16 protein-coding genes are annotated in these 21193 nt (G+C 47.1%); 6 read left to right on the forward strand and 10 right to left on the reverse strand.

All coding sequences use genetic code 11. The features are described 5' to 3' along the window. Window positions 1–2: 2 nt before the first annotated feature. Together MKY59_RS17315 and MKY59_RS17320 are read right to left on the reverse strand one after the other, a co-directional pair. Window positions 3–716 (reverse strand): glycerophosphodiester phosphodiesterase family protein, encoded by a 714-nt coding sequence (locus MKY59_RS17315; RefSeq protein ID WP_339272663.1) that lies wholly within the window; start codon window positions 714–716, stop codon window positions 3–5. 140 nt (window positions 717–856) lie between these two features. After that, window positions 857–1396: a glycerol-3-phosphate responsive antiterminator gene (locus MKY59_RS17320; RefSeq protein WP_236412427.1), complete on the reverse strand. Its 540-nt coding sequence runs from the start codon at window positions 1394–1396 to the stop codon at window positions 857–859. A 327-nt stretch (window positions 1397–1723) separates the two neighbouring features. Here MKY59_RS17320 and MKY59_RS17325 point away from each other — a divergent pair, with 327 nt between their 5' ends. The 3 genes from MKY59_RS17325 (at window position 1724) to MKY59_RS17335 (ending at window position 5929) form a co-directional block, all read left to right on the forward strand. Further along, window positions 1724–2464, forward strand: a complete 741-nt coding sequence (locus MKY59_RS17325; RefSeq protein ID WP_339272665.1) for a LytTR family DNA-binding domain-containing protein — start codon at window positions 1724–1726, stop codon at window positions 2462–2464. Between the two features lies 1 nt (window position 2465). Beyond that, on the forward strand, window positions 2466–3764 hold the full coding sequence (locus tag MKY59_RS17330; RefSeq protein ID WP_236412424.1) for an ATP-binding protein: 1299 nt from the start codon (window positions 2466–2468) through the stop codon (window positions 3762–3764). Window positions 3765–3877: 113 nt separating this feature from the next. After that, on the forward strand, window positions 3878–5929 hold the full coding sequence (locus MKY59_RS17335; protein ID WP_339278428.1) for a serine hydrolase domain-containing protein: 2052 nt from the start codon (window positions 3878–3880) through the stop codon (window positions 5927–5929). A gap of 108 nt (window positions 5930–6037) precedes the next feature. Here MKY59_RS17335 and MKY59_RS17340 read toward each other — a convergent pair whose 3' ends face one another. Next, window positions 6038–6550, reverse strand: a complete 513-nt coding sequence (locus MKY59_RS17340; protein WP_339272668.1) for a hypothetical protein — start codon at window positions 6548–6550, stop codon at window positions 6038–6040. Between the two features lie 426 nt (window positions 6551–6976). On the opposite strand from MKY59_RS17340, the gene MKY59_RS17345 reads away from it, so the two are divergent. After that, window positions 6977–7531 carry a stalk domain-containing protein gene (locus MKY59_RS17345; RefSeq protein WP_339272670.1) on the forward strand — a complete coding sequence of 185 codons (555 nt, stop codon included), beginning with the start codon at window positions 6977–6979 and terminating at the stop codon, window positions 7529–7531. Window positions 7532–7563: 32 nt separating this feature from the next. On the opposite strand, the gene tnpB is transcribed toward MKY59_RS17345, so the two are convergent. The 4 genes from tnpB to MKY59_RS17365 form a co-directional block, all read right to left on the reverse strand. Continuing rightward, window positions 7564–8757: an IS200/IS605 family element RNA-guided endonuclease TnpB gene (gene tnpB, locus MKY59_RS17350; RefSeq protein ID WP_339272672.1), complete on the reverse strand. Its 1194-nt coding sequence runs from the start codon at window positions 8755–8757 to the stop codon at window positions 7564–7566. Between the two features lie 254 nt (window positions 8758–9011). Further along, a complete protein-coding gene (locus MKY59_RS17355) occupies window positions 9012–11321 on the reverse strand; it encodes a stalk domain-containing protein (protein ID WP_339272674.1) in 2310 nt (769 codons plus the stop codon). Window positions 11322–11508: 187 nt separating this feature from the next. Further along, complete coding sequence (locus MKY59_RS17360) at window positions 11509–11925, reverse strand: hypothetical protein (protein ID WP_339272676.1); 417 nt, start codon at window positions 11923–11925, stop codon at window positions 11509–11511. Then, window positions 11909–12265, reverse strand: coding sequence for a hypothetical protein (locus MKY59_RS17365; RefSeq protein WP_339272678.1), 357 nt, complete (start codon window positions 12263–12265; stop codon window positions 11909–11911). The genes MKY59_RS17360 and MKY59_RS17365 overlap by 17 nt, the downstream gene beginning before the upstream one ends. Before the next feature lie 214 nt (window positions 12266–12479). On the opposite strand from MKY59_RS17365, the gene MKY59_RS17370 reads away from it, so the two are divergent. After that, window positions 12480–12662 (forward strand): hypothetical protein, encoded by a 183-nt coding sequence (locus MKY59_RS17370; protein ID WP_339272680.1) that lies wholly within the window; start codon window positions 12480–12482, stop codon window positions 12660–12662. A gap of 297 nt (window positions 12663–12959) precedes the next feature. Here MKY59_RS17370 and MKY59_RS17375 read toward each other — a convergent pair whose 3' ends face one another. Beyond that, on the reverse strand, window positions 12960–13424 hold the full coding sequence (locus MKY59_RS17375; RefSeq protein WP_339272682.1) for an NUDIX hydrolase: 465 nt from the start codon (window positions 13422–13424) through the stop codon (window positions 12960–12962). A gap of 181 nt (window positions 13425–13605) precedes the next feature. Next, the gene (locus tag MKY59_RS17380) at window positions 13606–14022 is read right to left on the reverse strand and encodes a YjdF family protein (RefSeq protein WP_339272684.1); all 417 of its coding nucleotides are present in this window, start codon (window positions 14020–14022) and stop codon (window positions 13606–13608) included. Between the two features lie 252 nt (window positions 14023–14274). On the opposite strand from MKY59_RS17380, the gene MKY59_RS17385 reads away from it, so the two are divergent. Further along, complete coding sequence (locus MKY59_RS17385; protein WP_339272685.1) at window positions 14275–14676, forward strand: VOC family protein; 402 nt, start codon at window positions 14275–14277, stop codon at window positions 14674–14676. Window positions 14677–14831: 155 nt separating this feature from the next. On the opposite strand, the gene MKY59_RS17390 is transcribed toward MKY59_RS17385, so the two are convergent. Continuing rightward, window positions 14832–21185: an S-layer homology domain-containing protein gene (locus MKY59_RS17390; protein WP_339272687.1), complete on the reverse strand. Its 6354-nt coding sequence runs from the start codon at window positions 21183–21185 to the stop codon at window positions 14832–14834. Window positions 21186–21193 lie beyond the last annotated feature (8 nt).

A 21193-nucleotide genomic window follows, 5' to 3' on the forward strand; every position in this document is an offset into this window, starting at 1 on the left:
GCTCATATTGAGCCGGACATCTCCAATACGTCCATGAAGCCTTCCAGCTCGTCGGTACAGATCCAGACGGACGGATACTCCTGAAATTGTTTCATGACGGAAGACTCGTTGATGGTCCAAGCCATCAGTTGAATCCCCAGATCTTGACATCGCTGAATGTAGTGTTCGGTCACAAAGGCGTAGTGCATGGACAAAAACGTTGCCCCCATTTCCAAGGACCAGTCAAGAATAGCCTTTGAACCGCCAAAAGTGATGAGACCGATGCGTACATCGCGAGATAACTGCCTGATTCTCTCCAGAGCATCAAAATCAAACGACGTAATGACGACCTGATCCAGCATGTCGAATGCTTCGATAACTTCGAGCACCCTTTTCTCAAGCTCAGGGTAGTAGTCTCCCATCTGCTTCAGCTCAATGTTAAGTTGAATTTTACCCTTTAAGGCACGCAGCACTTCTTCCAGGGTTGGAATATGCTCATCCTGTTTCACTCTGAAAGATTGCAATTCCGAAGCCGTATAATCGACTACCCTGCCCGTTCCATTGGTCATGCGGTCCAGAGTATGGTCATGGATGACGACTGGAATTCCATCCTTGCTGAGATGAACATCCAGTTCGAGATGCGAGAAGCCAAGCTCTACCGCCTTTAAAAAGGAAGACAACGTATTTTCAGCATATTTCTTTGGATAGCCGCGATGAGCAACTGCTTGAATGATCATGCTTCATTCCCTCCTGTTGTATTTTTTGGACAACACAAAAAACCCAGCAGCAAATCACCCTCCTTCAACATCAAGGTTGTAATTGATTTACTTACCACCGGGTTTTCTCGTCGTCTCCACCCAAGGATAAATGTATGAAATTAAGTCCAGAATTTCTCATGCCCGATCGAAACAAAATCTGCGCCGCTCTTCAAGGCTTGCTGTATTTCTTCCTCATGCCGGATGAGGCCGCCCACGATCAAAGGCTGCGTGATACGTTCTTTGAGCTCTTGGATGACTCGGGGCATCAGTCCCGGCATCAGTTCAACCTCATTCGGTTTGTAGCTCATAATCATCCGCACGGCCGTCTCAATGGCTGCGGAATCGATCGCAAATATGCGTTGAATGCTTAATATGCCTGCCTGCTTTGCCGCAGAGACCGCATTGCTCTTCGTCGTCACAATCCCGTCCACTTTAAACACATCCGCAAGATATTGAATGGCAGAGGCATCTCGCCCAATCCCCGATACCATCTCGGTATGCACATAGACCTGTTTCCCGCTTTGATGCAGACTGTCTACGATTGTGCCCAGATTGGTAATGTTCCCTGTCATGAGAATCACTCGTTTTACATCGCTTGCTAAAGCTCGGGCAATTTGTTCGTCTACCGTGATGGAGGCGATGATCGGATAATTCTTCATGATTCAGTCCTCATTCCCTCGTTTGTCATAATAAATATTAAAGAGGAAGTATTCGTAATAAATCATCCCCGTGTAAACGGCGTATTAATTTTAGATCTATATGAACCGGCATAAAACATGCACACGTTAACGGAGAGGCAGAACCAATCTGGGGATAACAGCGATCGGAAGATGGTACTGCACTCGCAGTGGCCTTGTGTGACTGATTAGTGCGCTTTAGGGTCAGACTCATGCGTTTCACCCGATTTTGCCCTGAAACCTATGATAAAATAGTATATTTGAATGTGAAATTCAGAGTCGATGTCAATGAAAGGCGGATGTTCAACCATGTTCAATGTTGCAATCTGTGACGACGAGGAAAAACAAAGAGAGCTTGTAAAAACGATGCTGATCTCCCTATCTCTAAAAAGCAATATCGATTTCCAGATTACGTTGTTTGCATCCGGCGAACAGCTGGTCTCCCATTATCAAGACGTTGGGGACACGTTTCATATTCTCATCATGGATGTGGAAATGAGCGGAATGAACGGAATCCAGACGGCCAAAGAAATCCGAAATATGAAGCATTTGGATGTGCAGATCATGTTTTTGACCAGTTATCCGGAGTATATGGTGGAGAGTTTTGACGTGGTCACCTTTCAATATTTGATCAAACCGATCCAGCCTCATATCTTTGAAGAGAAAATGATTAAACTGTGCCAGTACTTTAAAGCGATGGACAAAAAGTTTGTGCTGATCAAATCTGACTATGAAGAATTGCTGTTGAAATACGATGATATTCTGTGGATTGAGGTCGTGAAGAGTTTGACGATCAAAAACAAATTGAATGTTGTAACCAAAGAAAATACCCATGTGAGCAAAGGCATTCTTTCCCATTATGCGGACGCTTTGAAAGACCATGGTTTCTTGCAAATACACCGCTCGATCATCATCAACCTGATGCATGTTCAGAAGTTTGCCGGCGCACAGGTCGTCATGCTAAATGGCACTGTGCTGCCTATTGGACGATCCAAAGTCAAAGAAGTCAAGGATGCCTACACTAAATTTATGATCATGAGGATTCAATGATATGGATGCGTATGTATTTTTGTCCGTCATCGTCGTTCCCTTACTTATGGCATTTCAGGTGAATTTTTATTTCGATTCCGTGCTGGGCAAGCCCAAACGAAAGCCCCAAAGAGTCATTTATTTTATCGTATTCGTTGTACTGGGTAGTTTCTATCTGGGAACTTCATTTTCACCAGTCGTTTCGTCTGCTCTGGCTTTGCTGTTCATCTTCAGCCTGGCGCAATCCTATAAGGTCGAATTCATCATTAAACTTGCTTTTACCGTCCTGTATGCAGTGCTGCTCACAACGGTGAATTACATTGCGGTGTATATTATGAGTGCGCTGGACGCTACGGATTACACCATATGGGATCATTACAACCCGGAGAATCATTGGGTGTCCTCCAAAGTCATGCTGCTTGGCTGCAGCATGATGTTCGTTGTCATCCAGATCGTTCGTTTGATCGCCAAACGCAGAAGTTTCGCCATGCATTATCGGTATTATTTCTTGTTTCTGATCGTACCCACCATAACGATCTATCAGATCAATGTGGCCTCGAATTATAGTGAAAAAAACATATTTTATATCGTTTCCGTGCTAGGGTCCCTTTTTCTTAATGTGTTCATTGTATACGTATTCGATAATATGGTCGAAAAGGTTCAGCTCGCGCATGTAAATGCCCAGCTGCAGCGACAGATGGATTATCAGGATGCCAACTATGAGAAGACGGTGCACAGTTTCAAAAACGTGAAAAGCATCATCCATGATATCCATCAGCAGTTTCTGTACATTGAAGAATGTATCCAGCAAAACAAGCTTGATGCGGCAGGTGATCATATTAGACTTACGTTAAACAAGATTGAAGGAGCATACCAACGGGTAAACTCGGGCAATCTCGTGATTGATGCCCTTGTTACGAATACCATTGCCGTGGGGCAAGCAAACGGGATCCGAATCGATACCCGAATCGGGCTTCATTCACAGCATGTGCACATCGATCGATATGATCTGTGCGTGGTGCTTGGCAATATGCTGGATAATGCCGTCGAGGCTTCCAAGAAAGTGAGGCAAGCTGAAGACCGATATATTCTGATCGCAATCCACTCCACGGCCTCTGCACTCGCCATCCAGATTATGAATCATGTGGAGCAACCATTAACTCACTTGAAGAGTGAGAAGCCCAATCCGGAGTATCATGGGATCGGCCTCACCAATATATCGAGGATGTGTGAGAAATATGGAGGACATATGAGTATCGAGAATCACCATCGGACATTCAATAACATGGTTGTGCTTCCTTTCCACACAAATCATCCCTGAACATGCCGTTCAAGGATGGTTTTTTTCCATTCAGGGTTCGTTAGCGCACGGTGTACCTCCTTCCGGATATGATGAATCTATCATACAAAAAGCACTTGAGGGAGGATGTTATGATGAAGAAACTGATCAGTATATTATGCACGGCGGTGCTTGTGATCACACCAATGACGGGCGTCATGGCCAAGACGAACCCAAACGCGACCGTTGAGGTGGCTGCCAACAGAATCGCTACGGATTTGCTGCAAAATTACGGTGTCACAAGTCTGCAATATGCCATTATGGATGAAGGAAAGATCATTTTGTCAGATGGCGCGGGGCTTCACGACAAGGCATCACAGATCCCCGTGGACAAAGAGAGCATGTTCGGAATCGGCTCGGTGAGCAAAATGTACGTCACGGCCGCTGCCATGATGCTGGTCGATTCCGGCAAAGTCGATCTGGACCAGCCTCTTACGACGTATATTAAAGACTTCGAGATGGCCGATTCTCGCTATACCCAAATCACGCCGCGCATGCTGATGAATCATTCTTCCGGTCTGTACGGCACGCACTATGGAAACAGCATGTTGTTTGATGATAATGACACCATGAATCATGATGAATTACTGCTCAAACTCAAGACAGAACAACTAAAGTCAGACCCGGGAGCGTATTCCGTTTATTGCAATGACGGTTTCCAGCTGCTTGAAATATTGGTTGAACGGGTGAGCGGGTTAAGCTACAGCGAATATATCGCCAAATTCATCAGCAATCCGCTGCAGTTGGAATCGACCAAGACACCGCTAGATTCATTCGACAGAGACCGGTTATCCGAGACGTATTGGCCAACGATTGAAACTAAACTGCCTGCCGAAAATGCCAATATCCTCGGCACAGGCGGAATCTACTCGACTGCAGAAGAATTAACCCGGTTTGCAGAAGTATTGATGGGGAACAGACCGGACATTCTGTCCGAATCCGCGGCAGAGTCCATGCAAAATCATGAATATCGTCAAGGAATCTGGGTGTCTGAAGAGAGAAATACGTTCAACTACGGTCTTGGCTGGGATGCCGTGGATCTGGCACCGTTCAGCGATTACGGCATTACTGCACTCACTAAAGGTGGAGACACCATGATGTATCATGCATCGTTAATCACGATCCCTGAACATGATATTTCGATGGCTGTTCTGTCCTCAGGCGGATCTTCCATCTACAACCAGATGTTTGCCAGCAAAGTTCTGCTCGAGGTACTGGAGGATCAAGACATCATTGATGAGATTCAGCCGGATCAAACATTCCCACCACCCGTGAAAGTGAACATGCCGGCGGAGTTGACTGCATATTCCGGTCTATATGGTACGGTAGGTACTACGCTGGATATAAACATCCAAAATGGCGAGATCAAACTGCCTGCCTTACAAGGAGGACTCATCCCGGAGCAGATTTATGTGTACACAGGTGAAGGACAATTTACGAGTCCCGATGGAAGTGTAAAGATTAGTTTCGAGAAAGAAAGCAACGACAAGGTGTACGTTAAAGTGCTGGCAAATATAACGTTACCCGGTCTGGGACAAACAGTGATGAATACTTATGATTATCAGAAATTGGAGCATCAAGCGCTGGATACAGCAACGAAAGAAAAGTGGGCTGCTCGCAACGGTTCGAAATATTACGCACTGGATGAAAAAATAACGTCGATCTTCTATCTGCTTCCTTCGATGCTGATCAAGAACCTGACCGTTGATGCTGAGAACGGCTACGCCAACGGCACACGAGTGGTTGATCCGAACTATGCAGAGAATGTCGCCCAGATTCCTGTGATGAACGGAAGAGATGCCTTCGATCTGCAGCTCTACACGAAGGGTGATGCCGAGATTTTGATTCAGGATGGGCAGGAATATATTGCAGAGGATGCCATCGCTCCGATCTTCGGCGGGAAAACAGGAATCACTACCATTCAGGCAAACGGTCAAGCCCGGTGGTATGCGATTGACGCCCGCTCGGCGAACAAATCGTTAACGGTGGATTCTCCGGATCGCGGAGGTTATGCCGTATATAACGCCAAAGGGGAAGTAGTTCACTTTTCCGTGGCAACCCATCAACAAACAACACAGCTTCCGGAAGGTGGTTTTATCGTTTTTGGCGGTGAAGCCGGGGATGTCTTCAACATCCATCTGAAATAAATGGAATGGATTAAACAATAAGAGGAATTTTCATGAAGCGGCGACTTTCTTCCGAAATTCAATCGGCTGGAGGTCGCCGAGTTTGTTTGGTCATCTGATCTAAAGATCTTAATCAATATCTGCAATAACCCATCGAGCTGAATCTCCCTCTTCTTTCTTTTTCCAAAAAACCATGATGTTGCTGTATTCTTCGTCGTTCTCCTTCAGTTCAGTAACCATTACGACTGCCTGATAAAGCTTCTTTTGTTCTTGAATGGTAATGTCACTCATGGAGGTAACCTTGCGAACTTTGAGTTTTCCCATACCCGATATTGGCGCTTGAGGATCAATAAGGCTCATATACCCCTTTTCATCCTCTTCCCATATATATCGCAGGCGGGCATTCATTAGTTTGACGATCTCCAGCTCGTCCCCTGTATACTTCGTTTCATCAAGGTAAACGGGCGGGATATCTTCAGCCTCTTTGGCTGTCGTTATTTCTTCGTCCTTTTGCTTGTTTTCCTCTTCAGTCACACTTTCCGTCACTGGAATCGTTGGCTTCTGTACCTCTTCACGGGTTGTTTTATCTTGACAAGCGATTAATAATGCAAATAATCCAAGCATAGCGGTAAGCTTTTTCAAGATCCCATCCCTCGCATTCTTTATTCGTGAGGTGCTTCATCATCTCCGGATGTTCCTACCCCCATTGACAACTCACTAACTAGTACTCAAGTTTTAGCGAGGTCCAAAGAAAAATAACCAATATAGCTGAAGGAATCGTGATGCCCATGATCAATGCGATATAGGGTAACGGTGTTTTTAGATAATTTTTAAATTCCCTATACTTCTCCTTGCTTTTTATCTTTGAATGGGTTTGCCTCTTAATACCTTCTACTATTTTTACGATTTCCTTTTCATCTAATTCTCGAATATCTTCCCACAATTTTATATACGTGTCTTCGTAGTTTTTATTGTAATTAATTGTTCATATCATGATCACTCCCAACATTTATATGGCGTATAGCGTTTATGTTTCGAATGAACAATATTATTTTAGGAGGAATCAAGATGAAGCGACTAATTTCTCTGTTGTTGATGTTAACTTTAGTTGTCGGTGCAGCGTCCGTTGCATCTGCTAAGGCCCCCTCTTTAAATGACCTCTCTTTTAAAGAGCGCGCGGCGTACATGTATAGTGATTCAATAAAAAAATCCGTATTAAATGTCTCGAAAAGCGGTAAGTTAACCACCACGACCTATAACTCCATTTATATTCCAGTAAAGGATGTCTTTAAAGCATCCGGAGTAAAGATGATGTGGGATGGAAAGAACAAAATAACTAAAATTATAAATCGAGGACAAGAACTCATTCTTAATTTCTCTGGAAAGGAAATCACGGCGAGTGAGAACCAAGTCGTTCTCCCTGAAGATTGGGTACAATTGAACGATGGAGTCTCGACTATTAATGCATTTGTCTTAGCGTACATCTTTGAAGAATATGCCGATGATTCGGATCAAGAAAGACTGGACTGGGCAGAGAAACTTGAATTTTTGGATATCAAACAAACGACGGGGATCCCAGGGGTCGATCGATATATGCATGTATTTGTTGAGTTTAACGATTAGAAGGACCATCGTTCATTGAACACTCCCACCACTTAGCCTTCGCTTGAAGTGGGGGATTCTTGGGTCATCGAACCTCTTGGTTCGAAGTGGACCAAGCGATCCCTGTGGTTCCCACAGTTCTCGGGCGATATGACGATCGATATGGCAACATCCTTAATGTTTCGGGCTGCATTGACATCCCGATCATGGAGGGTCTGGCAGGATGAGCACACCCATTGCCGTACCGAAAGATCTTTAACCCCTCGGTGTAGTGCTCCGCATACATGGCAGGTTTGACTTGTCGGAGCGAACGTATCCGCAATCTTGAGGGTGCGCCCGTACCATTCCGCTTTATACGTGAGCTGCCTTCTGAACTCACTCCAGGATGCATCGGCGATCCATTTGGCCAGCTTGTGATTCTTAAGCATGTTTGAAACTTTTAAGTCTTCGATACTGATCGTTTGGTTTTCACGAATCAGCTTGGTGGACAGCTTGTGCAAAAAGTCATGGCGGATATTCACCATTCTCTCGTGGATCAGGGCGACCTTCCGTTTGGCTTTTTGCCAATTAGAACCGTCTTTCGTACGCCGGGCCAGCCTCCGCTGCCAGCTTGCCAACTTCTTTTCATACCGGCTCCAGGCTTTCGGATGAGTATCCCGCATACCCTCGGAGGATACCGCAAACGTTTTAAGTCCCAGATCGATCCCTACCGACTTCTCGTTATCCGGTAAGGGCTCTATCTCCACTTCACAGATGAGGGAAACAAAATACTTCCCCGCGGCATTTCGCCGTACCGTAGCCGAGAGAATGCGTCCTTCACAGAGGCGAGAGTTTGCAAACCGCAGCCACCCCAGCTTGGGGAGCTTCAGCCTATTTCCATTCACAGCGATATTTCCATTCGTATATCGGGTCGTGTAGCTTTGTACCGGATGTTTACGGTTTTTGAAACGCGGAGCCTGCGTCTGCTTCTTGAAAAAACGATCAAAGCTATCGGCTACATGCCGAACAGACGATTGTAGAGCAATACTATCCGTTTTTTTCAACCATGGATGTTCTTGCTTTAGATCTGGAAGCTGCGTGGCACAAGCATGGTACGACAAGCCCTTACCCGTGGCGGCAAACGTATCCTTCCATTGTCCTAGAAAATGGTTGAATACAAAACGGCAACATCCAAACATCTGATGGATTAGCTGCTGCTGTGCACGATTGGGGTAGATCCGATACTTGTATGCTTTATGGAAGAGCATGCCATACACCTCCGTTCCTTGCAGTTATTATAGCACATATGTTCGGTTCTGAATACCAAAAGATGGCGATTCATCCCCCACCTAAAGCTGACGCTTTTGAGGAGGGAGTCTTCTCGCCTTCAACGATAAAGCACTTTTAAATTCTTACATCTAAAACCTCTCCCTGTGTTGTTGGGAGAGGTTTTAGCATGTTTAGAATGAAATCATGTTGACCGAAACCACCCGTTTCCGCTCAAGCTTATAGGAGAACTACATTACTTCTCCATCGGGAGTGGCGTAAAGAGCAGATTGACCGGCAGGTTGCTTCCTGGCGCGGCAGAGAACAGAATCGTTACGCTTTCTCCAGAGGATCCTGTGCGGTAGAGAACGCTTTGTTCACTCGACGTGTTGACGGAAGTGCTGTTTTCAGCAATCTGCACAACCTGTCCGTTCACAAGAGCTACTCCAAAATATTTTCCTCCGCGAGGGTTAAAAGAGATCAGCGTACGCGGAGCGACATTGTTCAATGTGATTTTGTACAATACGCCAAAGTTGCCCGCATTGGATGCGTCTATGTAGGCCATTGGATCTTTTCCGACCAGATTCGGATCGCTCGCATTGTCGCCGAGCGGCAGGCGGGCTGGTTTGTCTCCCAATGGCTGATCGTACGTGATGATGCGAGTAGCATTCGGGTACGTTCCGCGGTTGTGCACGCCGTCACGATCAAGCACAGGCAGCATCGGCAGGGCTTCGAACGGATCTTTATTTTCTTCGACCATGATCACGTTATAGTCCAGTGGATAATCGCTGAATGCGTCCGAATAAAGTGAGATCACTTGTCCTTGTTTCATCGGAGTTTTATTGAGCTCGGTCAAAATCAGTTTGCTTTCTCCAGGTTGAATATACTCTTTCTTTTGATCGGACCCAGTCTGAATCGACTTGAACCATTTATCGATAGACAATTTCCCGGCTACGGTAGCATATGGAGTAGGTCCCGCAAAGCCCATATTTTGTTGTTCGAATACTGCCGGATATGGATTGTTATTCGTTGCGATAACATACATTTTTACTCTTTTGCCTGTATTGTTCACATGGTGAATCATGAAACGGGTCTGCCCCGTAGATGATTCTTTATATACTATGCCTTCCGTATTCACCGTTTCCGGGCTGTTGCTGCGGATCAGCAGGCTTGGCTCATCGGTGTACGTATAAGGCACTTTTTCCATAGAATGCACTTCCCCGCCGTTGAAGGCAAATTTCTGTCCGACCGGGGTGAAGAGTAAATTGAAATCGGATTGAGTATACAACGTCTCATCGGTTATGGTGATGACTTTGCTGTACGTGTCGGTTGCACCGTGTTTGTCCGTAACGGTAATGGTCACCGTTTTGGGACCCGGAACAAAGAATGCCAATGAGTTGTTCTCCCATTCCACTTCGTTGATAGCATTTTCATCATCCGTGCTTTGGTCGATATACGTGATTTTTTCACCCATCTTGTACTGTTCCTTGTCCGTCGTGAACATGGCTACTGGAGGAAGATTAGGCTTCAGAACTTCAATCGTCATCGAGTAGGGATCGCTCCATTGGCCGTTGGAATCCTGAACTTGATATGAAATCGTATATGTACCCGCCTGATCAAACGATTCCTGACGACCTGTCCAGCGCTCGTCAACGATCTTCAGTCCATTTGGAGAACTGTAGGAAGTCACGTAGTTCACCTGATCGCCCGCAACAATTTCCTTTTGGGAAATCGTAAAGCTTGCAACAGGTTTCGTATTTAGATTCAGCACAACCGTTTTAGCCGACTGATTCACTTTGTAAGTGATGTTCAGAGCTTGGGTGATCGAAGTTAACGGCACCATGAACGTATTTTTTTGCTGGTAAGCAGGGCCTTTCATCGTTCTGGACTCGCCATTCACGGTATAGACCTTGCTGTTGGTTTTGAATCGGAGCTCGTTATCACCACTGATGATGATCGTTTCCTTCGTTTTGCTGTCGTATTTGACTCCATATCCCACACGATCCACCAGTGCACGAATGGCAACATAGGATACACCGTTTTTTACAGTCATCGGCTGGCCAGCAAGATACGTTTTCCCGTCCTGCTCCATTTTGTTGCTATTCATGTACAAAGTCAGATCTCCGCCCGATGTTCCAGCAGCCGTTCCATTTGTAGCAGGCTGCTCGACTTGAGCAGGGGGCGCTTTCGTGTCGTCATCCTTTGAAGCTTCCGCAGCTCCTTCCTGCCCTGTGGAACTCTCCCCGGGTTTGTTCGTCGTTGTCTCTTCGCCAGTGGCAGTCGGGGTCGTATTGGTTGCAGGCGTAGTCCCCGTGTCTGTTAGTGTGGAAGCTTCCGTTCCTTTCTCAGTAGATGGAGCACTGGAGGATGCGTTGCTGCTTTTTGTCACCACTTCACTCTCGGCAAGCGGCTGCTCTTGCTTTATGACCTCCACCGATTCTACGTTGGCGGACTGCAAAGCTTCAACGTCGGCTTGACCCACCGATTGCGCATTCACCGAACCAACTGCAAATGCTTGAATAACAGCTAAAGCGGTAAAAATGGACATGTTCTTTTTCAGATTCATTTCTTGTCTTCGGCTCCTTCTGCTCACATGCAAATTTCATTCTTTCGAAAGTCATACTATTAAACGCCTGACTCCAAGGAAAAGTTACATAATATTTTGTATATTTTGGATCTATATAACCGCAATAATAAATCCCACCAGGCCACTACGAGTGCAGCACCATATTTCGCTTTATAGTTAAAGAATTTTATTCGGCAATTAACTGCTTTCGACTCAGATCTAACTTGTAAATTACGTCTTTCATATCTTCCTCCGGGGTACCTGCACCAACAGGCGGATGAATAACCAAACCCTCATCTTCAATACGTAGTGTGGGTGCAGTTTCAGAGTAGAGAAGGGTTTTAGAAACGTGATCCTTTTTTACAATCTCCAATGGAAATGCCTCACCATTTTGTTTATCGATCGCGAACACAAACCCTTCCAATCCATGCCCAGTTTGATATTGCGGGGTGAGGACAAAAACTTCAGCATCTTTAAAACCAACCTTTTCAAAGGTTATGTTTTGGTCAGATGGCCGGACAAATAAATATGCCGGAAGATCTAATAAAACTTTATTCTGACCATCGTATTTGTAGACGATAGAGTAATTACTCTGAAAGGTCAAAATCCCCCTCTTGCCCCTGAGTGCTCGATACGTTTAAGTGCCCTCGTTCTTCTTTACCATTAGCAATCATAAGGAGTGTTCCCTGATCTGTTTTTTGTTCGGCACGAATCGATGGATCTTCATGAACTGAATCAATGGTCATTGAATCGGTGAGATCTGTTTTAGGGTATGTACTCGCTATATCTCGGGAAGAATTTTGCTTTTCAGCGATTGAATGGTTGGAATTATTTTGAGTGCTTTCCGGATTCCCAGTATTGTCAGGAACGGCCGTCCCAGCATCTTGTTGAGCTGTACAAGCAACCAGCAATCCAAACAATAAAACCGATGACGCTAACAGCAAAATATGTTTCTTGTTAATTGTAATCTCTCACTTTCATATTTGGATTCATTTTTGAAATTATACAGTTACACCAGGTGCCGTATATATTTATATTATCTATTAAATCCCCTATATTTTTCTCTTTAATAAAACAACTTCAAGTTATAATGTAAACAAATCCAATTATTGCATTAAAAAAAGAGATCCCTTTCCAAACAAGGAGGTGATACATATTATGAGCAGATCAATAAGGAAATGGCTTGCGTTTCTTGGCACGATTATGTTTGCTTCAGGTTTAGCCTTCATTATTATTGAAGAATTCGCTCCATACAAAACAATAGGTATCATTTTAATGGTTATTGGCATTGTAATCATTCTTATATCCAATTTCTATAAAGAAAAAAGAAGCCAGGACTGAGCTTGGCCTCTAATATCAAGGATCCTGCTCTTATGTGTGAGATTCTCCCCCCATTAGTTTTGTTTTTACGAAAACAGCTTAAAGACATTTTCAGTTTTTGGATTTCATGACAACTTCATATACGTTAGTGATTAATAGCAGTAACAGTCCTGGATACAATGTAAAGTACAGACTCTCTCTAGAGAGAATTCCCATTGGAACAAGAGTAGTTCCACAAGTCATTAATATATAAGCGGCTATTTTTAAAAATTTGGACATGACAAGTCCTCCATTCTCCAATTAAGCGAAGTCCGTGCGTTAAAATCTCCCCTCCATACGTTTGGCAAATAACGCCAATGGATATTCCTTTTGGGAGATCACATTTTCCGTAATCTGTTTAATGACCTCTTTATCGCGCAGCTCCAGTAAATCTGGATCCAACAGGTCCGAAGGCTCGATCCACTTCGAATCAATGATCTCATTTGCATTTAACTGGAGAGAACCACCGATGATTTCACCAGTAAAATGAAATAAAATCACCTGATGATTGGTACTGCTAATAAAATTATAAACACCTGTAGTGGCTGTAAGTTGGACATCGTAGCCGGTTTCTTCTTTTGCTTCTCTACATGCTGCCTCCAGAATATCTTCGCCATGCTCGATTCTCCCTGACGGAAAGTTCCAGGAATTTTTAACAGATGCTTTATTTTCTTGGATCATAAGGACCTGATCTTCATGTCGTATCGAAACACTCACAACCAACACAATTCCGTTTTGCGTCACGTTAAACAACCTCCATAGTTAGAAATGAATACTATCACCAGTAGAACATACGTTCCGTTAATTGTAAATGACTAAACTAGCACTCGTAAAGTAGCGGTTCGCTACTGCAGCGTCCCCTTCCTCATAAAAAAAGAAGCAAGTCTATAAGACCCGCTTCCCTTTAAATTCTTTTTTGTTTTGACTACTTGCCCCTGTGCTTCTTCTTCGCCTTTTGAACTCTAAGCTGATATTTTCTTTCATTTTCTTCTAGAATTTGTTGGCGATTCTGCACTTTTCGCTGCAGTTTTCTGGATTCAAGGTCCAGCTTGATCGCTTCCTGAGCATGGCTGGATAAACCTCGTTGAGCAATCTCCTTAGAAGCCTGGCGAGCCAGTCTTTTCGGATTGACTCGGATGCTTTTACGTCGTTTCGTATCCGTTCCTACCTTCGTAAGGCTCATCAATTCCATCATGTTCTTACCAACGAACTCTAATATCTCCGAATCCCTCGGCTCGTTCCCGAAAATATGACGACAAGCTTTCAGACGTCCCTGCTCTTCCTGCTCAACCACACCAATCCAGTACTTACAACTTTCATCAAACAATACGGTAAGCTTCATACTTACTCCCCCTCAATTCATGCTGGAGTGATGGACATCCCGAGGGGGGAAGGTCACTGACACCAGGGCTATCCCAGTGCGACCGGACTACCAACCGATCTGTGTTTCTACACTCCTGTTAAAGTTATATCACATTTATCACCTTTGGTGAATCCTCCACGAATTGGCCCTTTAGTTGAAGAAGATTCGCTTCTGATGCTGAGGTAGAGTATAGTAGGAGTGGTTGAGAATATATTCCAGGAGGCCACAGCCATGTCGAAGGAAATCTGGATTAACCTGCCCGTCAAAGATGTTGAACGATCAACTGCCTTTTTCAATGAAATTGGATTTCATGCGGTGAGCGTTGGTAACGAGAGAGCCCAGCTTGTTATAGGCCAAACAACGATCCTGCTGTTCCCGTATGCAGCCTTTGAGAAATTTACAGGTTCAAAAACCGCAGATACTTCACATAGCGCAGAAGTGATTTTTTCCATCGGCGCTGAAAGCAGAGAAGAAGTAGATGCCTTTATTCAAAACGTAGAGATTGCCGGGGGAAGCATCTTTGGCAGGCCGAGCGAAATTGACGGCTGGATGTACGGCGCGGGATTTGCCGACCTGGACGGCCACCGCTGGAACCTGCTGTACATGGATGAGCGTAAAATGCCGAAACGATAATATTGAAACGCCGGTAACCTGCTTAAGGGCACCGGCGTTTTATACTCCTTATCATTTCAATGCTGTAATTCAAATCAAAAACGTTGCTTATACCGGGAAAAACATAGACTTTGTGTGATGGATTCGTGCGGTTTCCTGGCTTATAGTTTTGACTGTTAATCAACGTTTGTAAGCAATCGGTAAATGACCGTCGCCGCTTGTGCGCGTGTGGTCTGACCGTTAGGGTCAAAGCGGCCATCCGCCATTCCGGCAATCAAACCGCCTTTTCGCACAGCTTCCACTGCTGCTAAAGACTCTGCCGAAAGCTGCTCCAGATCAGCAAACGCCGCAGAAACTTCTCCTTCTCCGGTCGGTAACGCAACTTCCAAGCTGCTTGCAAGGCGATAAATCATGACCGCCATCTCTTCGCGCGTAATCGGTTCATGGACGCCAAAAGAGCCATCCGCTTTCCCTTTGACGATCCCGAGCTTTTGCGCACTAGCGATTGCGTCGCTATACCAGGCCCCTTCTTTAATATCGCTGAAGGTGGGAATTGCTGTTTCATCCAGCAGATCAAAGGTGTTCATCAACATGTTCAGGAACTCTGCCCGGGTTACTTGAGCCGCAGGATTGAAATGGCCTGCTTCCGTTCCCTGAATGGCTCCTCTGGCTGCAAGTGCTTCAATCGCCTCCACGGCCCAACTCACGTTGGTCAGATCGTTGAAGGCAACATTCACGCCAAGGACGCCAAACATACCGTTCTGTCGCATGTTGAACTCAAACATTTTTGACGTTTCATCATATTTTCCGCCAACCACAGCTTGGGCCGCTCCCGCATCGTTCAACGTAAAGGCAACCACCTGATGCCCCTTCATCCCTGCCTTCAAAGCATAAGGCATCGCTAACCTGAGTCCTTTACCATTTAACTCTTCCGCGGAGAGGCTTTTGCCGTCTGCATTCAGCGTAATGTTGGCAGCTGCTTCCGCTTCACGGAGTTTTCCTGCAGGTTCAGGCATCTCGGCAGGTTCCACAACTTCTACGATCAGCCCCAGATTATTGATATCCTTATACGTGGTCAGGAATCGATGCGGCACCGTCAATACGGTCGAACCTATTTCGATCCTCATACTCGTTAAGGACTTTGCAGCAATAAGCGCTTTCCACGGGATCTCTGCTTCGACTTGTTTTGCATCCGAGTCCGTTTGGATGACAATGGTTAACTTCCCGCCCTTCATATTTTCCAACGCTGCTTTAATCTCGCTGTCTGTGAGCTGGGCCTTGGCCTTGCCACCCTTGCCGGCAGCTGCTTTCACTTCGATTCTGCCTGGGCTCACCGTACCTGGCGTAGATTCTTTCGGATCCGTAGGCACAGGCGTTGGAACGGGTGCCGGAATTGGAGCCGATGGCGATGGACTTGGTGTCGGTGTCGGAGTGGGCGTTGGTGTTGGCGGCGGCAGCAGCTTTAACCCCGCCATGGCCGAAGCCAGTGCGCCGAGCGCAGCATCGATGTCTGCCTGTGAAGCGGTTCCGCTCGTCAGCCATTGTTCGGCAGATGCTATTTTTTCCGCCAGGTCCTTCCAGCTTGCCGCCGTGTACCGTTCCTGCTTCAACGCTTTTGCCTCGTTCAGCTTCGCTTCCAGCGCCGCTGTATTCACTGGCGGATTTACTGTGACCATGATGACGGTATACGTGTTGGACGTAATCAGGTCAGAAGCTGTTACCGTTACTTTGTATCCCGATTTCAAATCGATTGCTGTCGTAAGCCCATCGGACTCGTACACCGTAAATGTCACACTTGCAGGAACGGTCAGTCCTGCTTTGAGTTCCTCCAGCGTCGTCGATTCGGGAACGACAATTTCCTTGGCCAACGGGTCCACCGAACCGCCCGGAATGTTGATCCCGCTAATGATTGCACTGTGTTCCTCTATGGGCTGCAATGCTTCAAAAGCTTCCAACAACGCTTTGTACGCCGAATCGATATCTCCCTCGGTCGAAGCGTCATTGTTGTACACGTCATCGGCCGTCCGCAAAGCCGCCTGCAACGTTTCCCATTGTTCCGGCGTGCCGACATAGTTCTCTTCGTTCACGGAAGGATCGGAAGCAGCATCGATCGCCGCTTTCAGGCGGGACTTATCGTATTTGACATAAATACGGCAGCTTGCTCTCAAGTCGCTTCCTTCCACGCTGCCAAGCACGACAAAATCGGTTGCGATGGACAGCTTGTTTTCCGGGATCTCATCCCACACGACGTTGACCCGCCCTTTCGTCTTGTCCGCATAGGTCACGGTGACTTGGGAAGGCAGTTCAGGCATGACGTTGATGGTCGTATTGACCGAAACCGGCTCAATGGCCGTAATCGCGCCGTGGTCCGTTTCAGGTGCTTCTTCTCCCTCAGGTTTGGCCGAGATGGCCCGCCATTCCTTTAACCCGGTGTACACCGAACTGCTTTGATTTTTCATCGTTAAACGCAGTTTGTCGGTCGTGACTTCATTAAAGGTGACTTGGTTGAATTTCCCCTTTTCCATCTTCTTCTCGCTGAGTCCGCTAACAGGAACATACTCGCCCGAGGCTTGATCCCAATACTCGAAGTCGTAATCGGCCGGAACCTGTACGCCGCCACCATCATCATAAAAGTACATGGAGCTGCCGGAGAGGGTCACAGGGCTTTTCCACGTATACTCCACCCAATGACTCTGGCTTGGCGACCCCCAGTTTCCGTATTGGGTTTCGATCTCCTGGTTGCCGATGCTTCCTGGGACCAAAGGGATATATCCGTCATTTACCCCGTTCAAAGATTCCCATGCCGACGTATATGAAGCGCTGGGCGTAGCCAACAGAGCCGCATTGCGGTAACGAAGGCTCTCTTCTGCCAGGCGCAATCGATTCGTCATGGATTGCACTTCTTCAAGCGTGTAGTCATCTTTGGCAAGCAGCTCCTTGGCCTCCACCAGCGCTGCCTGCAGCGTCTGCCAAGAGTCTGGCGTGAAATCGTCGGCATTGCGGACAAGCTTGCCCTGAGGCGATACCCGGTCCGCAAACTTGGCAATAGTCCCGGACAACTCAGCCGTCGCTACGTATACCGTGATAGGCACTTCGACCTTCGTGACGTTGTCTCCGTCGCTGACGCTCAATTCGTAGCGATATTCGCCCACCGCGCCGAATGTGGCATTCAGCGTTGCCTGGTCCAGCGCCTCGGCCTGCACTGCATCGGCGTCGCCCGAAACCAGATTCCATGCATACGTCAACCGCCCGCTCGGCAGACCGTCATCTGTAATGATGGGCGCCAGCTTCAACGGGGCTCCTTGCTCCACGGTCACCGGCATGTCCAGCTGTACCTTGGGCGACAGATTTTCCGAAGGGGTTACGTTCAGTTGATTGTTGTAGATCTGAATTTCCTTTATGCCTGTCGAGTAGCCCGAGGCATGCGTAAAATGGACTCGGATGGCGGCCGTGTTCACCGCATTGAATTCAACATTGTTGTAATTTGCGGCCACATAGTCCGGATAACGGAATTGCCCCTCTACAGGCTTCCATGTGGTGCCGTCCGCATCCAGGTATTCCACACCGAACGTTTGCGGGGCAGCATACCCGTTGGGCCGCCGATCATTATAGAAGTACACTTTGACGTTATCCACCGTTTGGGTTCCATCGAATTGGAACGTGACCGAATCGGACGGATTCGGCGATCCGCCGAACAACGCCGTATTCGACGTATGGTTCATCGAGGCAATCGTGGACCCGTCTGCCAGTCGGTTCACATTCGAATTACTATGAATATAGCTGGATTCCACCGTTGTTCCGGGCGCTGTCGCCAGGTTTACACCGTTGTGCACCACGTCAACGCCGGCTTTATTAAACATGTCCACTGCTTTTTCATTATCTCCAATTGAAGTGTCATCTGCCGAAGCCAGTTGAACAGCGCTGCCCTTTTCATAAATGACGTTGGTGTTTGTGTTGTCTCCGACAGCTCCTGGCACGTCACCATCGGGTTTTTCCACCTTGCCCGTCGCCGTATCAAAAATGATATGCGACATTTCATCCGTGGTCATGACACGTTCGCCATTAATGAACAGCGAGTATCCGGCAGGGATGTCCTTGTAGTATGGATCGCTGTCGCTATACTTGGCCGGGTCCTGCCACACAATGGACAGATTGGCATCATGATAACGTACATTGTCCACGGCGAAATGGTCATACTTGATGCCGAGCGGCCACAGCTCGATTTTATCGTCTGCTCGTGGCTGCAGGCCTGCCATATCCTCCATGACGGAATAATTCATCATGCCCAGCGTATCATGGTGAATCCACGCCCGCACCATCTTGCCGCTTGGATTCGGCGGATTTTCCGGCGTCCAAGGCGTGCCGAAGAAATAATCCTCCAACCAGAAAAACTCGTTGGAATCCAGGTGATCGGTATTGCCCGGTTCAACCGTGTGCAGCCAAGCCCCCCAGTCAAACAACGTTTTGTACGTGTCGCTGTTGATGTTTTCCACCGGGTAATGGCGTAAGGAAGCGCGAATGGTGTTAATGTAGTTCCCGAAGTTGCACCAAGCGAACTGGTCGGTGCCAAATGCGCTTGTCTCTCCTTTCCGGAAGGCCTCCACGCGTTTCATGATACTGTGCTGATCTGCCGTGAAGAACGGGAAAATCGGATAATAGTTCGGATCTCCATAGTCGGACAACTGGGTCAAGTATTTGGATTCATACCCTTGCTCGCCTTCTTTCGGCACCACGCCGAAGTTAAACACAAACATGTTGTTGTCACGCCATGGATTGAATACGTCTTGTTGATTGATGACTTTTTTGTGCAAAAAACTGCCTTCCCCGTTCGTATCGGCCTTGCCGTCGCCGTCAAAGTCCGCCTGGTCAAACCACATATTGTTCAGGATCGCATTTCGAATCCGCTGCGCAACCTCTTCCATACGTTTGGCGTTCGCGTCATCCCCGAGCTGTTCGTACATTTGCTGCGTGGCTACCGCATTCGCATATGCTGTAGAAGAACCGTCCAACCGGGCATAGTTTCCGTTTCCTTTCCAGTGCATGGATACTGTGTCCCCGTCATTGCCGGTAATCGGTCCGTGATTGTAATAAACCAAGTCGGGATGGGTTCCCCGGAAATGATTCAGCGTGCCCGTCACGTCGTTTGCCGAGAAATCGGCGAATTTTTTCAGCACCTTTTCTCCGCCGCCATAAATTTTATAGGCTTCCCAGCCCACTTGCGACGTGTTCTGCATCATATCCCATGTCCAGATATTCGGGCGTCCCGGATTGTTTTTGTAGTTGGCGTTTTCGGAATACTCACCCTGGGCTAACCATGTCCCGTACGCATAAGACGGATCGCGCAGCCACTTCAAATCCTGCAGTACCCAAGGCACGCTGACCGTAATTCCGTTGTTATAACCGAGCACGCCTTCCATGTTCATCGGAAATTGCCAGTCGTTGCCGGGAATGTTGGCTTCCAGCAAATTAAAGCGATTGGACCACCAACGGTAATACAGTACCTTTTTCACGTTTTCGTCCGGAATATCGATATAGGGGATATTTTGCGCCCACCATTCGTTGTACTCCTTTACCTGGTCGCTGAAAGCCTTTTCATTATTACTTGCTTTAAAAGCAGCATACTGCGTTTTCGAGGCCGGGATTTCGTCCGCCAACCACCCCATGACCACCTTCTCGTCCACCGAACCGCCTGCAGGAACCGTAATTTCTTTGACCAAATCATTACCGACAGGCATCATGCCGTCCCCGCTCAAATGCACGTCGACATGGGACATCGCTTCCACGTATTTTTCTCCGGCACGTCCAACCATGATTGGAGCAGCCACCCGTTTGCCGATCAATTCGTCTCCCTCGGTGTCGGTTACGAATGGGGATTTAACGGTCATCGTTAACGTAATTGGCGCATTACCGTTGTTGGTTAACTTCAGCAAAGTAACGGCGCTGTTTGAAGAGGTAATGAATTTACGCTGGTTGATGTCCAGTCCGCCGCTTGTGTAGGTCTGGTCCGCGTGGCTCGGATAATTTTTGCGCGCAGCCTTGTTTTCCACGACGGCTCCTGTAGACAGGGTAATGTTATACATCGTGTCCTTGTTGAGGGTATCCGCATAATGTACCTGTCCGACAAAACCGAGCTGCCGGTTGTCCTGCGTTTTCATATACAGCGCGCTCCCGCGGCTGAACAGCGTGTTGGCACTGCCATCATCGTTGTTGTCGTCCGGGATGACACCCTCGTTTACCAGCAATTGGTCGAGCCAAGGCAGGTCGGCATGATCGGCGGCGAATTGGTCAAAATCAAAATTTTCGATCGCCTTCATCATCTGGCCGACGGTGGCTTGGCTGAAATCTACGGGCTCACCCACGATCCGATTATTCTTCCACGCTGCTTCGCCGTAGTCAGTGCCTACGCCTTCATGGACGAAGTCTGTCGTATAATTTGCCGACGCAGGCACGATGCCCGTATTCAAGGTTACGACGGTGGCCAAGGCGGCCACCCACATTTTCGTTGCCCATTTCCTCTTCTTTGTCGCCATTGCTTCGT

This window comes from Paenibacillus sp. FSL W8-0426, assembly GCF_037969725.1.
Classification (GTDB): domain Bacteria; phylum Bacillota; class Bacilli; order Paenibacillales; family Paenibacillaceae; genus Paenibacillus; species Paenibacillus hubeiensis.